The sequence below is a fragment of the Aeromonas mytilicola subsp. aquatica genome, from assembly GCF_044336385.1.
GTDB lineage: Bacteria > Pseudomonadota > Gammaproteobacteria > Enterobacterales > Aeromonadaceae > Aeromonas > Aeromonas rivipollensis.
The window spans coordinates 795,001-818,347 of the sequence record NZ_CP172298.1 but is presented as its reverse complement, the minus strand read 5'-3'; the positions used below and the strand labels follow the sequence as shown (position 1 = coordinate 818,347).

19 protein-coding genes, 2 rRNA genes and 1 riboswitch (1 of these 22 cut by a window edge) are annotated in these 23,347 nt (G+C 60.7%); of the genes, 8 read left to right on the top strand and 13 right to left on the bottom strand.

The window, feature by feature from the left end; translation table 11 throughout:
* Positions 1–34 precede the first annotated feature (34 nt).
* The 6 genes from ilvN to ACFWHB_RS04035 form a co-directional block, all read right to left on the bottom strand.
* Positions 35–529, bottom strand: coding sequence for an acetolactate synthase small subunit (gene ilvN / locus ACFWHB_RS04060; RefSeq protein WP_025328160.1), 495 nt, complete (start codon positions 527–529; stop codon positions 35–37).
* Positions 529–2,247 (bottom strand): acetolactate synthase 3 large subunit, encoded by a 1,719-nt coding sequence (locus ACFWHB_RS04055; protein WP_111912261.1) that lies wholly within the window; start codon positions 2,245–2,247, stop codon positions 529–531. The genes ilvN and ACFWHB_RS04055 overlap by 1 nt, the downstream gene beginning before the upstream one ends.
* A 388-nt stretch (positions 2,248–2,635) precedes the next feature.
* Positions 2,636–2,788, bottom strand: a complete 153-nt coding sequence (locus ACFWHB_RS04050; RefSeq protein WP_163155678.1) for a hypothetical protein — start codon at positions 2,786–2,788, stop codon at positions 2,636–2,638.
* A gap of 35 nt (positions 2,789–2,823) precedes the next feature.
* Positions 2,824–3,933, bottom strand: a complete 1,110-nt coding sequence (locus ACFWHB_RS04045; RefSeq protein ID WP_395949509.1) for an MJ1255/VC2487 family glycosyltransferase — start codon at positions 3,931–3,933, stop codon at positions 2,824–2,826.
* Positions 3,930–4,433: a phosphatase PAP2 family protein gene (locus ACFWHB_RS04040; protein ID WP_111912257.1), complete on the bottom strand. Its 504-nt coding sequence runs from the start codon at positions 4,431–4,433 to the stop codon at positions 3,930–3,932. The genes ACFWHB_RS04045 and ACFWHB_RS04040 overlap by 4 nt, the downstream gene beginning before the upstream one ends.
* Before the next feature lie 139 nt (positions 4,434–4,572).
* Positions 4,573–5,196 carry a TetR/AcrR family transcriptional regulator gene (locus ACFWHB_RS04035; protein ID WP_005323843.1) on the bottom strand — a complete coding sequence of 208 codons (624 nt, stop codon included), beginning with the start codon at positions 5,194–5,196 and terminating at the stop codon, positions 4,573–4,575.
* 406 nt (positions 5,197–5,602) lie between these two features.
* On the opposite strand from ACFWHB_RS04035, the gene leuA reads away from it, so the two are divergent.
* The 5 genes from leuA (at position 5,603) to ACFWHB_RS04010 (ending at position 11,594) form a co-directional block, all read left to right on the top strand.
* Positions 5,603–7,165 (top strand): 2-isopropylmalate synthase, encoded by a 1,563-nt coding sequence (gene leuA / locus ACFWHB_RS04030; protein ID WP_289983395.1) that lies wholly within the window; start codon positions 5,603–5,605, stop codon positions 7,163–7,165.
* 206 nt (positions 7,166–7,371) lie between these two features.
* Positions 7,372–8,457: a 3-isopropylmalate dehydrogenase gene (gene leuB / locus ACFWHB_RS04025; protein ID WP_392417573.1), complete on the top strand. Its 1,086-nt coding sequence runs from the start codon at positions 7,372–7,374 to the stop codon at positions 8,455–8,457.
* Between the two features lie 32 nt (positions 8,458–8,489).
* Positions 8,490–9,887: a 3-isopropylmalate dehydratase large subunit gene (gene leuC / locus ACFWHB_RS04020; protein ID WP_395949508.1), complete on the top strand. Its 1,398-nt coding sequence runs from the start codon at positions 8,490–8,492 to the stop codon at positions 9,885–9,887.
* A 12-nt stretch (positions 9,888–9,899) separates the two neighbouring features.
* Positions 9,900–10,499: a 3-isopropylmalate dehydratase small subunit gene (gene leuD / locus ACFWHB_RS04015; protein ID WP_395949507.1), complete on the top strand. Its 600-nt coding sequence runs from the start codon at positions 9,900–9,902 to the stop codon at positions 10,497–10,499.
* Positions 10,500–10,664: 165 nt separating this feature from the next.
* Positions 10,665–11,594, top strand: a complete 930-nt coding sequence (locus ACFWHB_RS04010; protein ID WP_395949506.1) for a transglutaminase domain-containing protein — start codon at positions 10,665–10,667, stop codon at positions 11,592–11,594.
* A 104-nt stretch (positions 11,595–11,698) separates the two neighbouring features.
* On the opposite strand, the gene ACFWHB_RS04005 is transcribed toward ACFWHB_RS04010, so the two are convergent.
* Positions 11,699–11,989, bottom strand: a complete 291-nt coding sequence (locus ACFWHB_RS04005; RefSeq protein ID WP_111912247.1) for a PilZ domain-containing protein — start codon at positions 11,987–11,989, stop codon at positions 11,699–11,701.
* 91 nt (positions 11,990–12,080) lie between these two features.
* Positions 12,081–12,171, top strand: a riboswitch (TPP riboswitch).
* Between the two features lie 100 nt (positions 12,172–12,271).
* Here ACFWHB_RS04005 and thiB point away from each other — a divergent pair.
* From thiB to thiQ, 3 genes are all read left to right on the top strand, one after another.
* A complete protein-coding gene (gene thiB, locus ACFWHB_RS04000) occupies positions 12,272–13,252 on the top strand; it encodes a thiamine ABC transporter substrate binding subunit (RefSeq protein WP_395949505.1) in 981 nt (326 codons plus the stop codon).
* Positions 13,228–14,856 carry a thiamine/thiamine pyrophosphate ABC transporter permease gene (gene thiP / locus ACFWHB_RS03995; RefSeq protein WP_395949504.1) on the top strand — a complete coding sequence of 543 codons (1,629 nt, stop codon included), beginning with the start codon at positions 13,228–13,230 and terminating at the stop codon, positions 14,854–14,856. The genes thiB and thiP overlap by 25 nt, the downstream gene beginning before the upstream one ends.
* A gap of 69 nt (positions 14,857–14,925) precedes the next feature.
* On the top strand, positions 14,926–15,630 hold the full coding sequence (thiQ, locus tag ACFWHB_RS03990; RefSeq protein WP_139744547.1) for a thiamine ABC transporter ATP-binding protein: 705 nt from the start codon (positions 14,926–14,928) through the stop codon (positions 15,628–15,630).
* Between the two features lie 69 nt (positions 15,631–15,699).
* Here the strand turns inward: thiQ and ACFWHB_RS03985 are convergent, their stop codons facing one another.
* The 6 genes from ACFWHB_RS03985 to ACFWHB_RS03960 form a co-directional block, all read right to left on the bottom strand.
* Positions 15,700–17,070, bottom strand: a complete 1,371-nt coding sequence (locus ACFWHB_RS03985) for a PhoH family protein (RefSeq protein ID WP_106885887.1) — start codon at positions 17,068–17,070, stop codon at positions 15,700–15,702.
* 219 nt (positions 17,071–17,289) lie between these two features.
* Positions 17,290–17,961 carry a TSCPD domain-containing protein gene (locus ACFWHB_RS03980; protein WP_395949503.1) on the bottom strand — a complete coding sequence of 224 codons (672 nt, stop codon included), beginning with the start codon at positions 17,959–17,961 and terminating at the stop codon, positions 17,290–17,292.
* Positions 17,962–17,970: 9 nt separating this feature from the next.
* Complete coding sequence (locus ACFWHB_RS03975) at positions 17,971–20,118, bottom strand: adenosylcobalamin-dependent ribonucleoside-diphosphate reductase (protein ID WP_395949502.1); 2,148 nt, start codon at positions 20,116–20,118, stop codon at positions 17,971–17,973.
* A gap of 207 nt (positions 20,119–20,325) precedes the next feature.
* Positions 20,326–20,775 (bottom strand): pullulanase, encoded by a 450-nt coding sequence (locus tag ACFWHB_RS03970; RefSeq protein WP_289982035.1) that lies wholly within the window; start codon positions 20,773–20,775, stop codon positions 20,326–20,328.
* Between the two features lie 275 nt (positions 20,776–21,050).
* Positions 21,051–21,165: ribosomal RNA gene (gene rrf, locus ACFWHB_RS03965) — 5S ribosomal RNA — on the bottom strand.
* A gap of 122 nt (positions 21,166–21,287) precedes the next feature.
* A 23S ribosomal RNA gene (locus ACFWHB_RS03960) occupies positions 21,288–23,347 on the bottom strand (it continues 830 nt past the right edge of the window).

Sequence of the window (23,347 nt, the reverse complement as noted above, 5' to 3'; positions counted from 1 at the left end):
GAGCCCCTATGGGATAGGTTACCAGCCCCTGATATCAGGGACGCAGGGACTTGTCGGCCCGGGAGATACCGCAAACGCCGGAGCGCACCACTTCGATGATCTCGTTGGTCTGGGCGGCAGTCTTGATGAAGGCGTCCAGCTTCTCACTCGTCCCGACGAGCTGCACCGTGTACTGCTCCGGGGTGACGTCGACGATCTGGCCGCGGAAGATGTCCGCCAGCCGTTTCAGCTCGTCGCGGGCACCACCAGCGGCGCGCGCCTTGACCAGGGCGATCTCCCGCTCTATGTGTTCCCCTTCGCTCAGGTCACACACCTTGAGCACATCCACCAGCTTGTGCAGCTGCTTCTGGATCTGCTCCAGCACCCGCTCGTCACCCATGGTGACGATTGTCATGCGGGACAGAGTGGGATCCTCGGTGGGGGCCACCGTCAGGGTCTCGATGTTGTAGCCGCGCTGGGAGAAGAGACCTACCACGCGACTCAGGGCGCCGGATTCGTTCTCCAGCAGTACTGAAATGATATGCCTCATCAGGTTCTCTCCGTCTTGCTCAGCCACATCTCGTCCATGGCACCAAACTTGATCTGCATCGGATAGACGTGCTCATCCGGGTCGACCGAGATATCCATGAACACCAGCCGATCCTTCATGGCGAAGGCCTTCTCCATGGCGCTCTCCAGCTCGGCCGGATCGCTCACCGCGATGCCGACGTGGCCATAGGCTTCCGCCAGCTTGACGAAATCGGGCAGGGATTCCATGTAGGAGTGGCTGTGACGGCCGCCGTAGAACATCTTCTGCCACTGCTTGACCATGCCCAGCGCACGGTTGTTGATGGAGATGATCTTGATGGGCACCCCGTACTGCATGCAGGTGGAGAGCTCCTGAATGTTCATCTGCACCGAGCCGTCACCGGTGACGCAGCAGACCACGGCATCCGGGTTGGCAAACTGGGCCCCCATGGCGGCCGGAATGCCAAAGCCCATGGTGCCGAGGCCCCCGGAGTTGATCCACTGGCGTGGCTTGGCAAACGGATAGTAGAGGGCGGCGAACATCTGGTGCTGACCCACGTCGGAGGCGACGAAGGCCTCCCCCTTGGTCACCTTGTAGAGCGCCTCTATCACCTGCTGCGGCTTGATCAGGGTGGGGTGGGTCTCGTAGGCCAGGCAGTTGCGGGAGCGCCACTGATCGATCTGGCTCCACCAGTCCGCCAGCGCCTGCTTGTCGTTGTCGAAGCCGCACTCGCGGATCACTTCCAGCATCTGCTCCAGCACGGTCTCCACCGAGCCGACGATGGGCACATGGGCCTGTACCGTCTTGGAGATGGAGGTGGGGTCTATGTCGATGTGGACTATGGTGGCGTTGGGGCAGAACTTGCTCACGTTGTTGGTGACGCGGTCATCGAAGCGGGCACCCACGGCGAAGATGAGATCCGCGTTGTGCATGCTCTTGTTTGCTTCGAAGGTGCCATGCATCCCCAGCATGCCGATGAATTGCGGATGGGTGCCGCTGAAGGCCCCCAGTCCCATCAGGGTGGTGGTCACCGGCAGGTTCAACAGCTCTGCCAGCTTGGTCACCAGGTGATCCGCATTGGCGTTGATGGCGCCACCGCCCACGTACATGACGGGGCGGCTCGCCTCGGTCAGCAGCTTGGCGGCCCGCTTGATCTGGCCCTTGTGTCCGGCCTTGGTCGGATTGTAGGAACGCAGGGAAACGGACTCGGGATACTGGTAGGGGAATTTCTCTTTCGGGTTCTGCACGTCCTTGGGCAAGTCCACCACCACGGGCCCCGGGCGGCCACTGGCGGCAATGTAGTAGGCCTTCTTGATGGCGTCGGGAATCTCGCTGGCCTTCTTGCACAGGAAGCTGTGCTTCACCACAGGGCGGGAGATGCCGATCATGTCGGTCTCCTGGAACGCGTCCTCCCCTATCATGCTGGTCGGCACCTGACCGGACAGGATCACCAGGGGGATCGAGTCCATGTAGGCGGTGGCGATGCCGGTGATGCAGTTGGTGGCGCCGGGACCCGAGGTCACCAGCACAGTGCCCACCTTGCCGGTGGAGCGGGCGTAACCGTCCGCCATGTGCACCGCGGCCTGCTCGTGCCGCACCAGGACATGCTCCATCTTGCCGTTTTCGAAGAGAGCGTCATAGATGTCGAGCACTGAGCCACCAGGGTAGCCGAAGACATGCTCAACTCCCTGATCTTCCAGCGCTCTAACCACCATCTGGGCGCCTGATAACATCTCCATGATAAAGCCCTCCAGGCTTTGCTCCGTTAAGCGAAAGCTACCGACAGTCCGCTGCTTCCCGGCAGCGCCGATCCGTCTCTTGTTGTTGTCTGCATCCAGACCAGGCGAGTTCGGAGCCGTCGATAGTAGAAAAATAGGTTTTTTCCATCATTCACCCGAAAAGCGGGTGAAAAACCAACTTAACCCGCTTGTGAACGCTTGTCCACGGCTTTGTCTGACCAGAACAGTCATAAATTTCAAACAGCTATTAACATTCAGTGACTTGGTCACCAGACCGGAAACAAAGCGGGGAGTATGGGGGGGAAACTAGCGGATCATGCTGCCAATCTGGGCAGGGATGGAAATAAATGGCCCGCCCCAGAGGGCGGGCCGTCAAAACCATCCCGTCTTAGTGCTCGTCTTCCGGCTCCACCAGCCAGATCTGCTGATCCGGATCCGCCTCTTCACAGACCGAGATGCTGACCCCCATGTCGAGCAGCTCATGCAGGGTGAGATTGTCTGCCAGTGTCATGGTGTCGCCGTTTTCATTGGTAAAGCGCATGTTGTCCGTCCTCTCCTTGATGGGATCAACTCAGTCTAGTCAAAGGCGCTGAGTTGCGATAACCAGGGACGGGCCAATGCCGGATTGCCCGCCAGTTCGCTGAGGCGATCGCACACCTCCTCCGGGAAGAGGGTCCTGGCCCACAGGCGGCGGGAGAGAGAGGCCAGCTCCTCCTTGGCACCAACCAGCAGCCAGTCGGCCAGCTCCCCCGCCACATCGGGGTAGCGGATCCGCCCGGGTGACGGTGCCTCGAGCCAGGTTCTCAACGCATTGGCATCCAGCGTCTCCATCAACTGGGCCAGCCCCATCAGCTCCAGGGTCCTGCCGTTGGTCAGCTGCTCGAACTGGCCGCCCAGCGGCTTGACCAGCAGCTTCTTGCCGAGCGACAGCGCCTCCGAGGCAAGTTCAAACCCCGCGTTGCTGATGACACCCCGGCAACCGGCCAGCGCTAGCTTGAACCCTTCCCGGGCCGCAGGCTCGAAGCGGATGTTGCGCCATTGGCTGGCCTTGCGAAGGCCGGGGTGAAAGCAGACGAAGCGCTGCTGGTTGAAGCGCGACAGCAGCGCAGCTATCTGCTCTGTCTGCTCGAATGGCAGATAGACCAGGATCTGCTGGTTGTCCGGGGCCGGGGTCATGGGATCTATGATGGGGGGCAGCAGCGGCTGACCGAAGTGGAACCAGTGCAGCCCCAGAGAGCGGCGCACCGGGGCGAAGTGGCGCATCAGCTGGCGGTTGAAACCACTTTCCCCCCAGCGCGGAATGGGCCAGTCGAAGCTGGCCTGATGGCTGATGGTCAGACTGGGTTTTTGCCAGCGCCGGGCGGCATGGGCACTGAGTGGCTCAAAATCGCTGATCACCAGATCGTAATCCCGGCAGTCGAGGGCCCGCATGTCCTGCCAGAAGCGAAGGGGAGAGAGTCCCTTGAGGGTGCGCCAGCCCGAGATGCGGCCCTGATGGCTGACGAAACTGATGCCGGGGAAGGTGCGATAGTCCCCGAACTCCCCCATCTCGAAGTAGCCGTCGGCGGCGCGCCCGCTGAACAGGTAGTCGACCTCTATCCCCCTGCTCTTCAGGGCACGCGCCAGAGTCCTGCTGCGGCTGATATGACCGTTGCCGGTTCCCTGTACTCCAAACAGTATCCTCATCCCTGGCTCCAGTTAAGGGCCCAGAGGGCGCAGCCGCCCCCGAGCAGGGCGCCAGCCACCAGATCGCTCAGATAGTGCACCCCGAGCAGCAGCCGCGACGCCCCGACCAGGATGGCCCAGAGAAACAGCAGCGGTGCCCAGAGCGGGAAGCTGGCCGCCAGCACGGTGGCCATCAGGAAGGCGGCGGCGGTATGGCCGGAGGGCAGGCTGTAGCGATCGGAGGGGGTGATGAAGACCGGCAAGCCCACGGGGCGCTGGCGTCTCAGGGCATTCTTGAGCAGCAGATAGAGCGGCAGCTCGGCGGCAAAGGCCAGCAGGGCGACTTGTACCACTTCCCGCTGCGCCTCCCCCTGCCACCAGAGCAAGGCGGCCAGCACGGCGTAAAGGGGACCGTCACCGGTACGAGAAATGACCCGACTGATCCTGGCCTGTGGCCGGTTGTAGGGATGGAGCAGACAGACACGGCACACCCGCAGGTCCCATTGCTGGATCTTGTTCATCACGCCCCCTTCCCTTGAGTCTTGAATGCAGACTAGGGCGGCGCAGTGACACTTGGTTGAAGGAGAGATAACAGATTTGTGACATGAACCATGCAAAAAAGGGCCATGCGGCCCTTTTTCAGCTATTACCCGGGAAGACTCAGTTCAGGGAACCGCGCAGCCCGTTCTCCATCAACTGGCAGTTGTGGGCCGCCAACCGGCTCATGAAGCTCTCGTCCACCGTCAGGCCGAACACCTGCTCGTAGAGATCCTTCATCACGAAGGGCTGCCACATCATGCTGAGGAAGGAGATCTTCAGCATCTCGGGATCCAGGTTGTCACCCAGCTGACCATTGGAGCGCATGGATTCGAGCAGGGCATCGAACTGGGGCAGCTGACGCTCCAGCAGACGATTCAATACAAAATCCCGCCCTGGGCTTTTTTCGGTTGATAATGCGCTGGAGATGGCGGAAGTCAGCTCGCTGTTCGGCGCCATCACCTGATAGTAGGTATTGAGCAGATCGGTCAGGCTGCGGTTGCTGCTCTCGTCATGCCAGGCCTGATCCAGCGGCTCGGCCACATCCCCCAGCACCGCCTTGTAGAGGCCCTCTTTGCTGCCGAAGTAGTAGTGGATCATCGCCAGATTGGAGCCGGCCAGCTCGGCGATCTCACGGGTCGTCACCTTGCTGTAGGGGGTGTTGAGAAAACGTTCGCGTGCGGCGGCGAGCAGCTTGTCACGAATGTCGGAACGTCCGACCGGACGGCCAGGTCTGCGCTTTTCCATGGAATACCTCAGATAATTCAGCAAGGGCTGATAAGTCGATCTGATTGTGCGGGTGATCGAGTACAGCAGGAACGACCAGATAATCAGGCATGAACCGAATATGGGACAAGGAAATTTGCACTCCTTTACAATCCGATTAAATAACACAGTGAATTGAACCTGTCCTTTCGAGTTGACACAGCATAAAAATCTCGATATTGGTAGTAGCGTTATCGACTGGAAGGATTGAGTCATCATGCATATTGCCGCTCTGCTACTACTGCTCCCCCTAATCGCGACTCCTCGCGCGGGATCCTTGTAGCCGGGCTAAGGCATAGCCGGAATTTACAAAAACCCGTGCACCCCGCACGGGTTTTTTTATGCCAATGCAGGATGCACGCACCGAACTTAGGAAGAGGGAAGTCACATGTCAGATCGAGTCATCATATTCGATACCACCTTGCGTGATGGCGAGCAGGCGCTGTCGGCCAGCTTGACGGTCAAGGAGAAGCTGCAGATTGCCCAGGCGCTGGAACGACTCGGTGTCGACATCATGGAAGTGGGCTTCCCTGTCTCTTCCCCCGGTGATTTTCAATCGGTGCAGACCATAGCCCGTCACATCAAGAACAGCCGGGTCTGTGCCCTCGCCCGCGCCCTGCCCAAGGATATCGATGCTGCAGGCGAAGCCTTGCGGGTTGCCGAGGCCTTCCGTATTCACACCTTTATCTCCACCTCCTCCATCCATGTGGAGAGCAAGCTGAAGAAAAGCTTCGAAGACGTGCTGGAGATGGGGGTCGGCGCCATCAAGCACGCCCTGCGCTACACAGATGACGTGGAGTTCTCCTGCGAGGATGCGGGTCGCACGCCGATCGATAATCTCTGCCGCATGGTGGAAGCCGCCATCAAGGCGGGCGCCCGCACCATCAACATCCCGGACACTGTGGGCTACACGGTACCGACCGAATTTTCCGGCATCATCCACACCCTGTTCAACCGGGTGCCCAACATCGACAAGGCCATCATCTCGGTGCACTGCCACGACGATCTGGGCCTCTCGGTGGCCAACTCCATCAGTGCCGTGCAGATGGGGGCGCGCCAGATAGAGTGCACCATCAACGGCATCGGCGAGCGTGCGGGCAACTGCTCTCTGGAAGAGGTGGCGATGATCCTGAAAACCCGCGCCGACCTGCTCGGGGTGCACACCAACATCCGCCACAACGAGATCCACCGTACCAGCACGCTGGTCAGCCAGCTGTGCAACATGCCGGTGCAGCCGAACAAGGCCATCGTCGGGGCCAACGCCTTCTCCCACAGCTCCGGCATTCACCAGGACGGCGTGCTCAAGGCCAAGAACACCTACGAGATCATCACCCCCGAGAGCATCGGCCTCACCCAGAACAACCTCAACATGACCTCCCGCTCCGGCCGCCACGTGATCAAGCACCGCATGGAGAGCATGGGTTATGCCGAGAGCAGCTACGATCTCGACCACCTCTACGGCAAGTTCCTGACCCTGGCCGACAAGAAGGGGCAGGTGTTCGATTACGATCTCGAGGCGCTGGCCTTCTTCAGCCAGATCCACGAGGAGCCCGAGCACTTCAAGCTGGAGTATCTGGGCGTGCAGAGCGGCAGCTCTGTGCTCGCCACCGCTTCGGTCAAGCTCAAGGTGGGCCAGGATCTGATCTGCGAAGCGGCCACCGGCAACGGTCCTGTGGATGCTGTCTATCAGTGCATCAACCGCATCACCGGCTACGAGATCCGCATCGACAAGTACGAACTCAAGGGCAAGGGTGAAGGCAAGAATGCCCTCGGCCAGGTTGACATAGTCGCCGAGTACAAGGGTCGCAAATTCCATGGCATGGGGCTGGCCACCGACATCATAGAGTCCTCGGCCCAGGCCCTGGTCCATGTCATCAACAGCATCTGGCGCGCCGATCAGGTCGCCGAGCAGATGGAACGCAATAACAACATCAAATCGGAAACCGTCTGAACAGCGATCGATTCGCTGAACGGATGGAATGCAATCACAACATCAGGACGGAGACAGTCTGAACAGGTAGAGGATCGCAGTATCGGGTCACTGGGCAGATGGAGCTCAACACAACATCAGGACGGAGACAGTCTGAACAGGTAGAGGATCGCAGTATCGGGTCACTGGACAGATGGAACTCAACACAACATCAGGACGGAGAGAGTATGAGCAGTTATCGGATCGCAGTATTGCCGGGGGACGGCATTGGCCCGGAAGTGATGGCAGAGGCCATCAAGGTACTGGAAAAGGTGCAGACCAAATTCGGCTTCTCCCTCGACTATGATCGCTTTGATGTCGGTGGCATCGCCATAGACAACCACGGCACCCCGCTGCCACAGAGCACCATAGCCGGCTGCGAGGCAGCCGATGCCGTGCTGTTCGGCTCGGTCGGTGGCCCCAAGTGGGAGCACCTGCCGCCGAACGATCAGCCGGAGCGCGGCGCCCTGCTACCCCTGCGTGCCCACTTCAAACTGTTCTGCAACCTGCGTCCGGCCCGTATCTACACCGGTCTGGAGCAGTTCTCCCCCCTGCGTGCCGACATCTCGGATCGCGGTTTTGACATCGCCTGCGTGCGCGAGCTGACCGGCGGCATCTACTTCGGCCAGCCCAAGGGGCGCGAAGGGGAAGGTGCCACCGAGAAGGCGTTCGACACCGAGGTGTATCACCGCTTCGAGATCGAACGCATCGCCAAGATAGCGTTCGAATCTGCCCGGGTACGCAAGGCCAAGGTCACCTCCATCGACAAGGCCAACGTGCTCGCCTCCTCCATACTGTGGCGCGAGGTGGTGACGCAAGTTGCCAAGTCCTACCCGGACGTGGCGCTGAACCACATGTACATCGACAACGCCACCATGCAGCTCATCAAGGATCCGTCCCAGTTCGACGTGCTGCTCTGCTCCAACCTGTTCGGCGACATCCTCTCCGACGAGTGCGCCATGATCACCGGCTCCATGGGGCTGCTCCCCTCCGCCAGCCTGAACGAATCCGGCTTCGGCCTGTTCGAACCGGCCGGTGGCTCGGCCCCGGACATCGCCGGCAAGGGGATTGCGAACCCCATAGCCCAGATCCTCTCCGCCGCCCTGATGCTGCGCTACAGCCTGGGCCAGGAAGCCGCCGCCCAGGCCATAGAGCAGGCCGTGGCCCAGGCCCTGGCCGAGGGTTACTTCACCGCCGATCTGCATCAGGGTAGCGCACAGCATCCGGTGCAGAGCACCGCAGAGATGGGCAGCCAGATAGCCGCACGGATCTGAGCCACGCAGCACATAACAAGGAATACAGAGCAATGTCCAAGACCCTCTATCAGAAAGTGTTCGACGCCCACGTGGTCCGGGAAGTGGAAGGGGAAACCCCCCTCATCTACATCGACCGCCATCTGGTGCATGAAGTGACCAGCCCGCAGGCGTTCGACGGCCTGCGCGCCATGAAGCGCCCGCTGCGCCGCCCGGATCTGACCTGGGCCACCATGGATCACAACGTCTCCACCACCACCAAGGACATCGCCGCCTCCGGCGAGATGGCCCGCATCCAGATGGAGACGCTGGCCGCCAACTGCAAGGAGTTCGGGGTCCGGCTCTATGACCTGAACCACAAATACCAGGGCATAGTCCACGTGATGGGGCCTGAACTCGGCATCACATTGCCCGGCACCACCATAGTCTGCGGCGACTCCCACACCGCCACCCACGGCGCCTTCGGCTCGCTGGCGTTTGGCATTGGCACTTCCGAAGTGGAACACGTGATGGCGACCCAGACCCTGAAGCAGGGCCGGGCCAAGACCATGCGCATTTCGGTCAACGGCAAGCTGGCCGAGGGGATCAGCGCCAAAGACGTGGTGCTGGCCATCATAGGCAAGGTCGGTGCTGCCGGCGGTACAGGTTACGTGGTGGAGTTCGCTGGCGATGCCATCAGGGGTCTCTCCATGGAAGGGCGCATGACGGTGTGCAACATGGCCATCGAGCTCGGCGCCAAGGCGGGGATGATAGCCCCGGATCAGACCACCATCGACTACATCCAGGGCAAGGTATTCGCCCCCACCGGCGAGTCACTGGCGCAGGCCATCGCCTACTGGCAGACCCTCAAGAGCGATGCCGATGCCACCTTCGATGCCGAGGTGGTGCTCAACGCAGCCGATATCGCGCCTCAGGTGACCTGGGGCACCAACCCGGGCCAGGTGATCGCCATCAATGAACCCATTCCGGCACCGGAATCCTTCAGCGATCTGATGGAGCAGCAGTCCGCCCGCAAGGCACTCGCCTACATGGACTTGCAGCCGGGCCAGAAGCTCTGTGATGTCACCATCGACAAGGTGTTCATTGGCTCTTGCACCAACAGCCGCATCGAGGATCTGCGTGCCGCCGCCGCCATCGCTCGTGGCCGCAAGGTCGCCGCCGGGGTGCAAGCCCTGGTGGTGCCGGGTTCCGAGCAGGTGAAAGCCCAGGCCGAGGCCGAGGGGCTGGACAAGATCTTCCTCGAGGCGGGCTTTGAGTGGCGCCTGCCCGGCTGCTCCATGTGTCTGGCCATGAACAACGACCGGCTGCAACCGGGGGAGCGCTGCGCCTCCACCAGCAACCGCAACTTCGAAGGACGCCAGGGCCGTGCCGGTCGCACTCATCTGGTGAGCCCGGCCATGGCCGCCGCCGCCGCCGTCACCGGTCGCTTTGCCGACATTCGCGCACTGTAAGAGGGAGTTAACATGACAGGTTTCAAGCAACACAAGGGGATCGTCGTCCCCCTCGACAGCGCCAACGTCGACACCGACGCCATCATTCCCAAGCAGTTTTTGCAGAAGGTAAACCGCATCGGTTTTGGCAAGCACCTGTTCCACGACTGGCGCTTCCTGGACGACGCTGGCCAGCAGCCCAACCCCGAGTTCGTGCTGAACCAGCCGCAATTCGCCGGCGCCAGCATCTTGCTGGCCCGGGAGAACTTCGGCTGTGGCTCGAGCCGCGAGCACGCCCCCTGGGCGCTGGCGGACTACGGCTTCAAGACCATCATTGCCCCGAGCTTTGCCGACATCTTCTACGGCAACGCCATCAACAACGGCATGGTGCCGGTACGCCTGAAAGAAGAAGAGGTCGAGGCCCTGTTCCAGCTGGTCGCGGCCAATCCGGGCACCCAGATCGAAGTGGATCTGGAGGCGAACCAGGTGCGCGCCGGTGCCCTCACTTTCGGTTTCGAGATCGACGAATTCCGTCGCTACTGCCTGCTCAACGGGCTGGATGCCATAGGCCTGACCCTGCAGCACGAGGCCGCAATCAGCGCCTTTGAGGCGAAACAGCCGAGCTGGATCTAAGTACACTCAAACCCAGCATCGGCGTCTTCGAGACAACCCAAGGCAGCCAAGCTGGATCTGACGCGCCAGCGGCAAGAAAACGAGTAGAATCCACAGGGAGCCCAGGCTCCCTGTTTTATTCTCAGTCCCGCCCAGGCACAGTGGGCTCACCGACAGGAAAGGATGATGAAGACGACCCGCTCCCTCTCCCTGCTGCTTGGCATGCTGCTCGCCCTCCCGACCAGCGCCGGGCAGACCTATTTCAACAGCAACGGCGGTCAGCTCAACGTCGGCTGGCAGGACAGGGAGGGCCAACCCCAGCAACTCAGCTACCGGCTGGAGGCGGGCAAGCTGCCACCGCTCATCGCCTATCGCCCGGCCAGGATGCAGGAGGAGGTGCTGCAGACCTTGCTGCAGCAGGCTGCCCTTGAGTTCCCCGAGGTGCAATTTTCCCTCTCCCGTCCCAGCCTCGCCCTCAGCCTCAAGAGCCGCAACGCCGACAAGGCCAGGGAAGCCTCGCTCTGGGTCAAGCCGGAGCAGGCCAGGCTGGAGGCAGAGTGGCTCAAGCAGCACTACTTCCAGCCCTTCACCCCGCCCGACGGCGCCCCCGCCATCAAGCAGGATCATGTGCGCATCGCCCTGGAGAGCCGCGCCGAACTGGCGCCCCTGGCCGAACAGCTCAAGCAGGAGGGAGCCACAGAGACGGAGGCGCGCCAGAAGACGGTGGCGCACATGCTCGACTTCATCCAGGCCATCCCCTATCAACTGCTCGACAGCCAGTCGGGGCGCTCGGGCAAGGGCTTTCTGAGCCCGCGCCAGGTGCTGGAGCAGAACCGGGGGGATTGTGACAGCAAGGTCACCCTGATGGCGGCCCTGCTGGCCCAGCGCTTTCCCGAGCTGAAGCAGGCCATGGTGTTCGTGCCGGGCCATGCCCTGCTGGGGGTGGCGCTGCCGGCCGGCCCGGGTCAGGCGACCCTGAGCTGGCAAGGGGAAAGCTATCTGCTGCTGGAACCGACCGGCCCCGCCCAGCTTCCCATGGGCCAGCTCGCCCCCACCAGCAAGACGCTGGTCGACAGCAAGCAGTTGAGCGTCCAACCCGTGCTGGCCAGCAACTGAGCGGCCCCCAGGGCTGCAATCCGGGCGGGAAGACAAGGCTGGCCCGGGCCGAAAATGCATCGACCAGCCGGTGGCTGGTCGATGGAACAGGGTGGCGTGCGGGCTCAGGTCAGCGGCAGGAACTCCAGCGCCAGCAAGAGCCCGCCCTCCTCCTCCAGCACCCGCACTATGCGGGCCTGGGCTTCGAAGGGGGGCAGCAGGTTGCTGCTGGTGGCCAGGCTCACCCTGATGGGGTGAGCCAGATCGAAGCCATGCTCATTCACCTCAACCCCCATGCCATTGGCGCTGAGATCCCGGCAGACTCCCTCAAGCACCTGCTGGCGCTGGAACAGGGTGACGGGGGCGTTGATGACCATGCGCTGGAAGGCACGTCTTTCCTTGGTGCTGGTGATCACTGGGGGCATCCTCCTTGGTGGTGGCTCGCACGGCGCGACCCGTAAAACATAGTGCTGGCCTCCCCCAAAGAAGGCCAATACAATGCGGTTCGTTGCTCAAACGGGGTGCGGTTTACCGCTGAGATTATACCCGTGAACCTGATCCAGATAATGCTGGCGGAGGAATTTGAGGCATGGCGCGCGTTTTTTGTGCCCTCATCCGCTGGCCCTCACCACAGGAGACGTGCCATTGATGAGCAGACCGCTGCCCATGGCACCTCAGTACCCACAGGAGTGCCATTGATGAAGACCCTGCTGCTGCTCGCGACCGGCCTGCTCTCTGCCCAGGCATTTGCCGCCGACACCCTCACCGTCTACACCTACGATTCGTTTGCAGCCGAATGGGGCCCGGGTCCCAAGATCAAGCAAGCCTTCGAGAAGGAGTGCGGCTGTACCCTCAACCTGGTGGCTCTGGAAGACGGTGTCGCCATCCTCAACCGGCTGCGGCTTGAAGGCCAGCACAGCAAGGCGGACCTGGTGCTGGGGCTGGACGATGCCCTGGTCAGCGAGGCCAAGCAGAGCGGCCTGTTTGCCCCCCATCACACCAGGCTAGACGCCCTCAAGGTGCCGGGTGGCTGGCAGGATGACACCTTCGTCCCCTATGACTACGGCTACTTCGCCTTCGTCTACGACAAGGACAAACTCAAGCAGCCCCCCAAGAGCCTGAAAGAGCTGGTGGAACGGCCCGATCTCAAGGTGATCTATCAGGATCCCCGCACCTCCACCCCGGGCCAGGGGCTGATGCTGTGGATGAAGTCCGTCTATGGCGACCAGGCCCCCGCCGCCTGGGCAGAGCTGGCCAAGAAGACGGTCACCGTCACCAAGGGGTGGTCCGAGGCCTATGGCATGTTCCTCGACGGCGAGGCGGACATGGTGCTCTCCTATACCACCTCCCCGGCCTATCATCTGATCGCCGAGAACAAGCCCCAGTATCAGGCGGCCGCCTTCGCAGAGGGGCATTACCGTCAGGTGGAAGTGGCCGCCAAGCTGAAAGGCGCTGTCCAGGACAAGCTGGCGGACCAGTTCCTGCAGTTCATGATAACCCCTGCCTTCCAGCAGGAGATCCCCGCCGGCAACTGGATGTACCCGGTGATCGACCAGCCGCTGCCCAAGGGCTTCGAGCAGATGATCACAGTGGCCAAACCGCTCGCCTTCAGCGCCGATGAAGTGGCCGCCAATCGCAAGGACTGGATCCGCGAATGGCTGCAAGCCGTCACCCAGTGAACGCAGGCTCTCGTCCCCTCTGGTGGCTGCCGGGCAGTGCGGCCACCCTGCTGATCTTGCTGTTGTCCCTCGGGCCGCTCGCGGCCCTGCTGTGGCAGGCGGGCACCTTGTCTCCCCGCACCCTGCTGGCCGATCCCTATCTGCGCCATGTGCTGGGCTTCAGCCTGGGGCAGGCCCTGCTCTCCACCCTGCTGAGTCTGGGGCTCGCCATTCCGGTGGCCCGTGCCCTGGCGCGGCGCCGCTTCCCTGGCAGGGCCTTGCTGCTGAAATTGTTCGGCCTCTCCCTGGTGCTACCCGTCATCATCGCCATCTTCGGCATGGTCGCGGTGCACGGCCGCCAGGGCTGGTTGCCACAGCTGCTGCGCGGCCTGGGGCTGGATCCTGGCAACTACCTGTACGGCCTGTTCGGCATACTGCTGGCCCATGTCTTCTTCAACATGCCGCTGGCGGCGCGCCTCATGCTGCAGAGCATAGAGAGCGTCCCTGAGACCTCCTGGCGCCTCGCCAGCCAGCTCGGCATGCGCTCATCCCACATCTTCCTGCTGCTGGAGTGGCCGCTCATCCGCGGCATACTGCCGGGGCTCGCCAGCCTCATCTTCATGCTCTGCTTCACCAGCTTCACCACAGTGCTGGCGCTGGGCGGCGGCCCCAAGTCCACCACCCTGGAAGTCGCCGTCTATCAGGCACTGCGCTTTGATTTCGATCTCGCCACCGCGGGCGGCCTGGCGCTGGTACAGCTACTGCTGACCGTCGCCCTGCTCCTGCTGCAACACAGGCTGCAGACCACCCCTGCCAGCCGCCTCACCAGCCGCCGCCCCTGCCTGCGGCCGGATCGCCATCAGCCGGGGACAGGCCTGGTGGATACCGTGGCGCTCTGCACCGGGCTAGCCATCTTCCTGCCGCCCCTGCTGGCCATAGTCGTGGCCGGTTTCAACCCCGGCCTGCTGACGGCGCTGGCATCCCCCGGACTGTGGCAGGCGGGCGGTCAATCCCTGGCCATCGCCCTGGCTGCCGGATCGCTGGCGACCCTGCTCGGCGCCGGTCTGCTGCTCACCAGCCGCCACCTGAGGGTGCGCGGGCGCAAGCGGCGAGCCGCCGCCCTGTGGGAGGCCAGCGGCTCCATGATCCTGATGATCCCGGCTGTGGTGCTGAGTACAGGGCTCTTCATCATGTTCATGCCCTTTGCCGACGTCTTTGCCCTGGGCCCCTGGCTGGTGGTACTGGTCAACGCCCTGATGGCGCTGCCCTATGTGCTGCGCACCCTCAGCGCCCCCATGCAGCTGGTGGTGCGTCAATACGACCGGCTGGCGGACAGCCTGGGGGTGCGCGGTCTGCATCGCCTGCGGCTGGTGGAGTGGCCCCTGCTGCGCCGCCCGCTGGCGCTGGCCATGGCGCTCTCCATGATATTGTCCCTCGGGGATCTCGGCGCCATCGCCATGTTCGGCAGCCAGGCCCTCACCACCCTGCCCTGGCTGCTCTATCAGCAGCTTGGCAGCTACCGGCTGACCGAGGCGGCCGCCACAGCCCTGCTGCTGCTCACGCTCTGTTTCTCCCTGTTCTGGCTGGTTGAGCGAGGTCTTGGAGGAAAAAATGGCGAGCATTGAGGTACAAACCCTGCGCTACCGTTTCTGCGGCTGTTCTGGCTGGTCGAACGGACTCTTTGAGAGGAAAAAATGCTGAACATCGATGAGCTGGTCACCAGCTACCCGGACTGGCGCGTCAGCTTCAGCGCCACCCTGCCCAGGGGGGAGATCACCGCCTTGATAGGGCCAAGCGGCGCCGGCAAGTCCACCCTGCTCGGGATGATCGCCGGTTTCGTGCCGGTGGAGTCCGGCAGTCTCAGCTTCGATGGCGTCGATCTGCTGCCGCTCGGCCCCGCCGAGCGGCCGGTGACCACCCTGTTTCAGGATCACAACCTCTTCCTGCACCTCTCGGTGTTCGACAACATTGCCATCGGCCTGCACCCGGGCCTGCGCCTGAGCCCGGCCCAGCGCGAGCAGGTGAAACAGGGCGCAAAGCGGGTCGGTCTTGGCGACATGCTGAGCCGCCTGCCGGAGCAGCTCTCCGGTGGCCAGCAACAGCGGGTGGGGCTGGCCCGCGCCCTGGTGCGGGGAAAACCCCTGCTGCTGCTGGATGAGCCCTTCTCGGCCCTGGATCCCGCCCTGCGCCGGGAGATGCTGGCCGAAGTGGCCCGCCTCGCCTGCGAGCAGGGGATCACAGTGCTCATGGTGTCCCACAACCCTGAGGATGCCCAGCTCATCGCCGATCAGGTGCTCTTCGTCGACGAGGGCCGCATCGCCCTGCAGGGCAAACCCGACATACTGCAAGACAGCGAGCACCCCGGGCTGCTGCGCTACCTTGGCCGTACACAAGGGTAATGACGGGAACGGGATCAAAAAAGGGGAAGCCTGCTGGCTTCCCCTTTCTCATGCAGAGATTGCGTTAAATCAGAGATTTTCCTCGGCGAACGAAGCTAGTCGGCTGCGCACAACCCCGTTCAGGAAGATGTTGGCACTGCCGTCGAAGTCCTTGAAACGCTCGACTATGTAGGTCAGACCCGAGGTCACCGGGCTCAGGTAGTTGGAGTCGATCTGGGCCAGGTTGCCGGAGCAGACGATCTTGGTCCCCTCGCCGCAGCGGGTGATGATGGTCTTGATCTGGGACGCGGTCAGGTTCTGGCACTCGTCCAGCAGCACGAAGGTGTTCTGGATGCTGCGCCCGCGCATGAAGTTGACGGATTTGAACTGGATATTGGCCTTCTCCATGATGTAGCTCAGCGACCCGCTCATGTTCTCGTCCTGCTTGTGCAGCACCTCCAGGGTGTCGGTCACCGCCGCCAGCCAGGGCATCATCTTCTCCTCCTCGGTGCCGGGCAGGAAGCCGATGCTCTCGGCAATTTCCGGGGTGTTGCGGGTGACGATCACCTTCTCGTAGATCCCCTTCTCGATCACCAGCTCCAGGGCCGCCGCCATGGCAAGCAAGGTCTTGCCGCAACCCGCCGGGCCGGTCAGGATCACCAGATCGATGTGCGGATCGAGCAGGGCATCCAGGGCCATGCCCTGATAGATGTTCTTGGGATGCACCCCCCAGGCCTTGCGTGACATCAGTCGCTCGCGGCCCAGATCTTTCAGGCGGATCTTGTTGCCATCGTGGCTGAGCACCCTGGCTGCGAAGAAGTTCTCCTCGTCCAGCAGGTACTGGTTGACGTGCACCCCCTCCAGCAGGTTCGAGTCGATCACGTGAACTGTGTCGCGACCATGGGTCTCGCTGTCGCACTCGCCCACCCGCTCCCAGAAGCTGCCAGGCACCACCTGGAAGCCCTTGGCCAGCAGCCGGATGTCGTCGATCAGCTGGTCGCTGCGATAATCCTCCACATGGGCAAGGCCCGCCCCCTTGGCCTTGAGGCGCATGTTGATGTCCTTGGTCACCAGCACCACCTGGCGTTTCATCTCGTGCTTTTGCAGGTAGAGGGCCGCGTTGATGATGCGGTTGTCCGCCTCCTTGTCGGTAAACACCTCGGCATCCTGAGGCAGATGGTGATCGCTGAAGATGGAGATATGACCGCTCGCCTCGCCCGCCAGCGCCACCCCCTGCACTATCTGTTCGGGGTTGGCGTCGCGAAACACATCTTCCAGCGCGCGGATGGCAACCCTGGCATCACGGCTGACGTCTTTCTGGCGATCCTTGATGTTGTCGAGCTCTTCGAGCACCGTCATGGGGATGAGCACGTCGTGCTCTTTGAAGGAGTAAATGGCGAGGGGTTCGTGAAGCAGAACGTTGGTATCCAGGATAAACAGCTTTCGGTCCGTGTTGTCCATAAGCATCCTCCTTGGCACTGAAGGTGCCACGTGTGTGAATCTCAGATGTCATTGAAACCACACGGCCGTGACAGTTTTATTACCCCCAACGCTACGCCCGATTTTACCGCTGCGCAACAAATCGCTTGCAAGGCAGTCTCGTTCGAACATAAAAGCAGCAATGAAAAGACCGGCACTCTGGCCGGTCATTTTTCACTTCTGTCTGTCAGGCCGCGCCTGTCAGCCGCACTTGGAATCGCCACAGTTGAGGCAGGTCATGCAGCCATCCTTCTGCACCAGCGCCTTGGTGTGGCACTTGTAGCAGAGCGCCGCACTGGCCGGGAAGCCGCTGCCTGACTGCTCGGTGTCAGCCTGCATCTGTGCCTGCTTCTCGGCCAGAAACGCCTGCTGGTGCTCATCCAGCCCGGTGGCCTTGAGCATGCCTATCTCGGTGAGATGGGTCTCGATCACGTTGCCAATTTCGGCGATGAGCGACGGCACATACTTGCCCTTGTTCCAGTAACCGCCTTTGGGATCGAACACGGATCTCAGCTCCTCCACCAGGAAGGTGACATCCCCGCCCTTGCGAAACACCGCGGAGATGATGCGGGTCAGCGCCACTATCCACTGGTAGTGTTCCAGGCTCTTGGAGTTGATGAAGATCTCGAACGGACGGCGGGTCTCGTGGACTGTGCCCTCGTTGAGAATGATGTCGTTGATGGTGATGAACAGCGAGTGCTCGGAGACATGCTCCGGCGTCTTCAGCTTGTAGGTGGTGCCCATCAGCCGTTCCGGACGCAGCACAGTCTCGTGCATGTGCACCACGTCATCCTCGGGGGCCGGCGCTTCTTGCGGCTCATCCCGGATTTTCACCTTGTAGGCGACGATTTTCCTGTCGATCTTCTTGACCATAATCTGTTCTCAGAATTTGCCGTAATAGCCTTCTTTCAAGGCGTCATAGAGGTTGGCGGCGGTGTGCAGCTCGCCATCGTATTCGATCTCTTCGTTCCCCTTCACCGTGATGACGGAGCCATCCTCCAGAGTGAACTCGTACTGAGTGTTCTCCAGATCCTTCTCCTTCACCAGTACCCCCTGGAAGGCCTCGGGGTTGAAGCGGAAGGTGGTGCAGCCCTTGAGCCCGGAGTCCGAGGCATACATGTAGATGTCCTTGAACTGCTCGAACGGGAAGTCGGTCGGTACGTTGGCCGTCTTGGAGATGGACGAATCTATCCAGCGCTGGGCCGCCGCCTGGATGTCCACGTGCTGGGCCGGACTGATGTCGTCGGCTGTGATGAAGTAATCCGGCAGCCGGCAGGCATCATCTTCGGTGTAAGGCATGGCAGCGGCGTTGATAAGCTCCCGGTAGGCCAGCAGCTCGAAGGAGTAGACATCCACGCTCTCCTTGCTCTTCTTGCCCGCCTTGATGACGTTGCGGCTGTAATGATGGGCGAAGCTCGGCTCTATGCCGTTGCTGGCGTTGTTGGCCAGTGACAGAGATATGGTGCCGGTCGGCGCTATGCTGCTGTGGTGGGTGAAACGACCACCGGTTTCGGCCAGCGCGGCCACCAGGGCGGGATCCACCTCGGCCACCTGTTGCATGTAGCGGCTGTAGCGCGCATGCAGCACCTTGCCCTTCACCTTGTCACCCAGCTTGATGCCATCGGCCGCCATCTCGGGGCGCAGCCGCAGCATCTTGCCGGTCACCTCGAACTCCTGATCCATGATGGGGGCCGGGCCCTTCTCCTTGGCCAGACGCAAGGACTCCTGCCAACCTGTCATGGCCAGCTCCTGGGAGACCTGCTCGGTGAAGGCAACAGAAGCCGCAGAGCCATATTTTATCTGCAGCATGGTGAGGGTCGAGCCCAGACCGAGGAAGCCCATGCCATGACGGCGCTTGGCTGTGATCTCCTCGCGCTGCTTGGGCAACGGCAGCTGGTTGATCTCTACCACGTTGTCCAGCATGCGGGTGAAGATGGCCACTACCTTGCGAAACGCCTGCCAATCGAAGGCGGCCCGCTCGGTGAAGGGCTCGCGCACAAACTTGGTCAGATTGACCGACCCCAGCAGGCAGGCGCCATAGGGGGGCAAGGGCTGCTCGCCACAGGGGTTGGTGGCGCGGATCTCTTCGCAGAACCAGTTGTTGTTCATCTGGTTGACCTTGTCGATCAGGATGAAGCCGGGCTCTGCATAGTCATAGGTGGAGGTCATGATGACGTTCCACAGCTTGCGCGCGGGCAGGGTCTTGTAGACCTTGCAAGCCACCTGGCCCAGCTCGTTGATCACCACCCCCTCCTTGTTCGGCCAGTCGGCCCAGAGCACCTGAGCGGGATCGTCCAGCGCAATGCCATCCTGCTCCACCTCTTTGGCGGTGTAGGGGAAGATGAGTCGCCAGGGAGCATCTTCCTTCACCGCCTTGACGAACTCTTCGGTGATGAGCAGGGAGAGGTTGAACTGGCGCAGGCGACCATCTTCCCGCTTGGCCTGGATGAACTCGATCACGTCGGGATGCCGAATATCCATGGTGCCCATCTGGGCGCCACGGCGACCGCCCGCCGACGAGACGGTGAAACACATCTTGTCGTAGATATCCATGAAGGAGAGCGGGCCCGAGGTATAGGCCCCGGCACCGGAGACGAAGGCACCACGCGGACGCAGGGTCGAGAAGTCATAGCCGATGCCACAGCCCGCTTTCAGGGTCAGACCGGCCTCGTGCACCTTGCCGAGAATGTCATCCATCGAATCTTCGATGGTACCGGAGACGGTACAGTTGATGGTCGAGGTGGCAGGCTTGTGCTCAAACGCCCCGGCATTGGAGGTGATGCGGCCCGCTGGAATGGCCCCATTGCGCAGCGCCCACAGGAAGGGCTCATACCATGCATCGGGCTCGCTCTCCTGCGCCGCCAACGCACGGGCAACCCGCTGATAAGTCTCGTCTATGGTGCCGTCGATAGGCGCCCCATCCTTGCTCTTGAGGCGATACTTGCTGTCCCAGATCTCGAGGGAGGTTTCCTGCATGGGGATGAGGGCAGAGCCGGGTCCACTCTCCAGCACAGGGTTGGATTTAGCCATTTTCAAGCCACCTTATGTGAATGCAACAACGTCATGACAGAGTCAAAAACACAACCTATAGGTTTCATATCAACCAGATAACACTATATATAGCATCTCTCTCACGGGGCGCAGATTCTATCCTAAAAAAATGCCCCGGCCAGCAGATATTTGGGCCAGGGCATTTAACCGGTTCATTTCCCGATGAATTTAACGGGAGAGGGGATCTCAGGGCTTCTTGACGTACACGCTCGGCGTCTCACCCGCCATATTCAGATAGAACTCGTAGACGCCGTCTTCATCCGGCGAGAATTTCATGTCCTCATACTTGGAGCAGGGGTTGACCGGCACAGGTTCTCCGCCCAGCACGGCGACACCGTCACTCGGGCTCTTGTAGCCGAAGTTGGTGCCACAGCTCCAGCCGGTATCGGCGAACTTGAACTTGTAGGGAGCCCACTCTTTCTTGAGCGTGCCCTTGGCCATGTAGAGCTTGTCGGCCACCTTGACCACCTTGCTCTCATCGGTCGCCATCCAGTCGTTCATCTCCCCGCGCAGGTAGATGGACTTGCCACCGAAGTCGCTGTTGTCTGCCGCCTGCTCTGCACCACCATTGGATGCGCAACCGCCTAATACCAGGGTTCCCGCCGCCAGCATCATCGTTACTGTTCTTTTGAACATGTGTCCATTCCTCAGATTATTGTGATTCCTTGGCCCATCGAACCTGGGCAGACGAATTAAAGCAGAGCGGGCATCACAAGAAAGGTAGAGTCATCACATTCTGTGCTTTTTATATCCAGCACTCGGCGCCGATGGATGAATATCGAACAGAAAAGGGGCTGGTTTTTTGGGTCGAGGGAACAAGCAGTCAAATTTCGAGGTCAATTATCAGTCAACACACTGATTTTCAGGCAATAAAAAACCCCGCTCGATGAGCGGGGTTTTTCGTGTTGGGTGCCTGGCAGTGTCCTACTCTCGCATGGCGAATGCCACACTACCATCGGCGCTACCGCGTTTCACTTCTGAGTTCGGCATGGGATCAGGTGGTTCCACGGCGCTATGGCCGCCAGGCAAAAAACTTCATCCGGAAAGCTGACGTGAATAACGACTTAGCTAGTTTGCTTCATCACTATCACTGAATTTGAGTAGTTCATGCACTTGCTACAAGGCCCAGAACACTTCTTGGGTGTTGTATGGTTAAGCCTCACGGGTAATTAGTATGGGTTAGCTCAACACGTCGCCGCGCTTACACACCCCACCTATCAACGTTGTGGTCTCCAACGGCCCTTTAGGACCCTCAAGGGGTCAGGGATGACTCATCTCAGGGCTCGCTTCCCGCTTAGATGCTTTCAGCGGTTATCGATTCCGAACTTAGCTACCGGGCAGTGCCACTGGCGTGACAACCCGAACACCAGAGGTTCGTTCACTCCGGTCCTCTCGTACTAGGAGCAACTCCCTTCAATCATCCAACGCCCACGGCAGATAGGGACCGAACTGTCTCACGACGTTCTGAACCCAGCTCGCGTACCACTTTAAATGGCGAACAGCCATACCCTTGGGACCGACTTCAGCCCCAGGATGTGATGAGCCGACATCGAGGTGCCAAACACCGCCGTCGATATGAACTCTTGGGCGGTATCAGCCTGTTATCCCCGGAGTACCTTTTATCCGTTGAGCGATGGCCCTTCCATTCAGAACCACCGGATCACTATGACCTACTTTCGTACCTGCTCGACCTGTCCGTCTCGCAGTTAAGCTGGCTTATGCCATTGCACTAACCTCCTGATGTCCGACCAGGATTAGCCAACCTTCGTGCTCCTCCGTTACTCTTTGGGAGGAGACCGCCCCAGTCAAACTACCCACCAGGCACTGTCCGCGAGCCCGATTCAGGGCCCTGCGTTAGAACATCAAACATACAAGGGTGGTATTTCAAGGACGGCTCCAGCGCAACTAGCGTCACGCCTTCAAAGCCTCCCACCTATCCTACACATGTAGGTTCAATGTTCAGTGCCAAGCTGTAGTAAAGGTTCACGGGGTCTTTCCGTCTAGCCGCGGGTACACCGCATCTTCACGGCGAATTCGATTTCACTGAGTCTCGGGTGGAGACAGCATGGCCATGGTTACACCATTCGTGCAGGTCGGAACTTACCCGACAAGGAATTTCGCTACCTTAGGACCGTTATAGTTACGGCCGCCGTTTACCGGGGCTTCGATCAAGAGCTTCGCTTGCGCTAACCCCATCAATTAACCTTCCGGCACCGGGCAGGTGTCACACCCTATACGTCCACTTTCGTGTTTGCAGAGTGCTGTGTTTTTGATAAACAGTCCCAGCCATCTGGTCACTGCGACTCCCAACTGCTCCATCCGCAAGGGACTTCACTGTCAAGAGCGAACCTTCTCCCGAAGTTACGGTTCTATTTTGCCTAGTTCCTTCACCCGAGTTCTCTCAAGCGCCTTGGTATTCTCTACCCGACCACCTGTGTCGGTTTGGGGTACGATGACTTGTAATCTGAAGCTTAGAGGCTTTTCCTGGAAGCAGGGCATCAATGGCTTCACCACCGTAGTGGCTTCGTCTCGTGTCTCAGTGTTGTGTCTCCGGATTTGCCTAGAAACACCACCTACGCACTTTCACCAGGACAACCGTCGCCTGGCCCACCTAGCCTTCTCCGTCCCCCCATCGCAATTACAAGTCGTGCAGGAATATTAACCTGCTTCCCATCGATTACGCCTTTCGGCCTCACCTTAGGGGTCGACTCACCCTGCCCCGATTAACGTTGGACAGGAACCCTTGGTCTTCCGGCGAGGAGGCTTTTCACCCCCTTTATCGTTACTTACGTCAGCATTCGCACTTCTGATATCTCCAGCATGCCTCTCGACACACCTTCGCAGACTTACAGAACGCTCCCCTACCACTCACACATAAGTGTGAATCCGCGGCTTCGGTGCCTGGTTTGAGCCCCGTTACATCTTCCGCGCAGGCCGACTCGACTAGTGAGCTATTACGCTTTCTTTAAATGATGGCTGCTTCTAAGCCAACATCCTAGCTGTCTGAGCCTTCCCACATCGTTTCCCACTTAACCAGAACTTTGGGACCTTAGCCGGCGGTCTGGGTTGTTTCCCTCTTCACGACGGACGTTAGCACCCGCCGTGTGTCTCCCGGATAGTACTTACTGGTATTCGGAGTTTGCATGGAGTTGGTAAGTCGGGATGACCCCCTAGTCCAAACAGTGCTCTACCCCCAGTAGTATTCGTC

Coding starts and splice junctions, on each gene's coding strand:
- leuA (WP_289983395.1), top strand. CDS start 5,603: ATGTCAGATCGAGTCATCATATTCGATACCACCTTGCGTGATGGCGAG.
- thiP (WP_395949504.1), top strand. CDS start 13,228: ATGGCTGCAAGCCGTCACCCAGTGAACGCAGGCTCTCGTCCCCTCTGG.
- leuB (WP_392417573.1), top strand. CDS start 7,372: ATGAGCAGTTATCGGATCGCAGTATTGCCGGGGGACGGCATTGGCCCG.
- thiQ (WP_139744547.1), top strand. CDS start 14,926: ATGCTGAACATCGATGAGCTGGTCACCAGCTACCCGGACTGGCGCGTC.
- thiB (WP_395949505.1), top strand. CDS start 12,272: ATGAAGACCCTGCTGCTGCTCGCGACCGGCCTGCTCTCTGCCCAGGCA.
- ACFWHB_RS03980 (WP_395949503.1), bottom strand. CDS start 17,961: ATGGTCAAGAAGATCGACAGGAAAATCGTCGCCTACAAGGTGAAAATC.
- ilvN (WP_025328160.1), bottom strand. CDS start 529: ATGAGGCATATCATTTCAGTACTGCTGGAGAACGAATCCGGCGCCCTG.
- ACFWHB_RS04050 (WP_163155678.1), bottom strand. CDS start 2,788: ATGCGCTTTACCAATGAAAACGGCGACACCATGACACTGGCAGACAAT.
- ACFWHB_RS04010 (WP_395949506.1), top strand. CDS start 10,665: ATGAAGACGACCCGCTCCCTCTCCCTGCTGCTTGGCATGCTGCTCGCC.
- leuC (WP_395949508.1), top strand. CDS start 8,490: ATGTCCAAGACCCTCTATCAGAAAGTGTTCGACGCCCACGTGGTCCGG.
- ACFWHB_RS04045 (WP_395949509.1), bottom strand. CDS start 3,933: ATGAGGATACTGTTTGGAGTACAGGGAACCGGCAACGGTCATATCAGC.
- ACFWHB_RS04035 (WP_005323843.1), bottom strand. CDS start 5,196: ATGGAAAAGCGCAGACCTGGCCGTCCGGTCGGACGTTCCGACATTCGT.
- leuD (WP_395949507.1), top strand. CDS start 9,900: ATGACAGGTTTCAAGCAACACAAGGGGATCGTCGTCCCCCTCGACAGC.
- ACFWHB_RS03970 (WP_289982035.1), bottom strand. CDS start 20,775: ATGTTCAAAAGAACAGTAACGATGATGCTGGCGGCGGGAACCCTGGTA.
- ACFWHB_RS04055 (WP_111912261.1), bottom strand. CDS start 2,247: ATGGAGATGTTATCAGGCGCCCAGATGGTGGTTAGAGCGCTGGAAGAT.
- ACFWHB_RS03985 (WP_106885887.1), bottom strand. CDS start 17,070: ATGGACAACACGGACCGAAAGCTGTTTATCCTGGATACCAACGTTCTG.
- ACFWHB_RS04040 (WP_111912257.1), bottom strand. CDS start 4,433: ATGAACAAGATCCAGCAATGGGACCTGCGGGTGTGCCGTGTCTGTCTG.
- ACFWHB_RS03975 (WP_395949502.1), bottom strand. CDS start 20,118: ATGGCTAAATCCAACCCTGTGCTGGAGAGTGGACCCGGCTCTGCCCTC.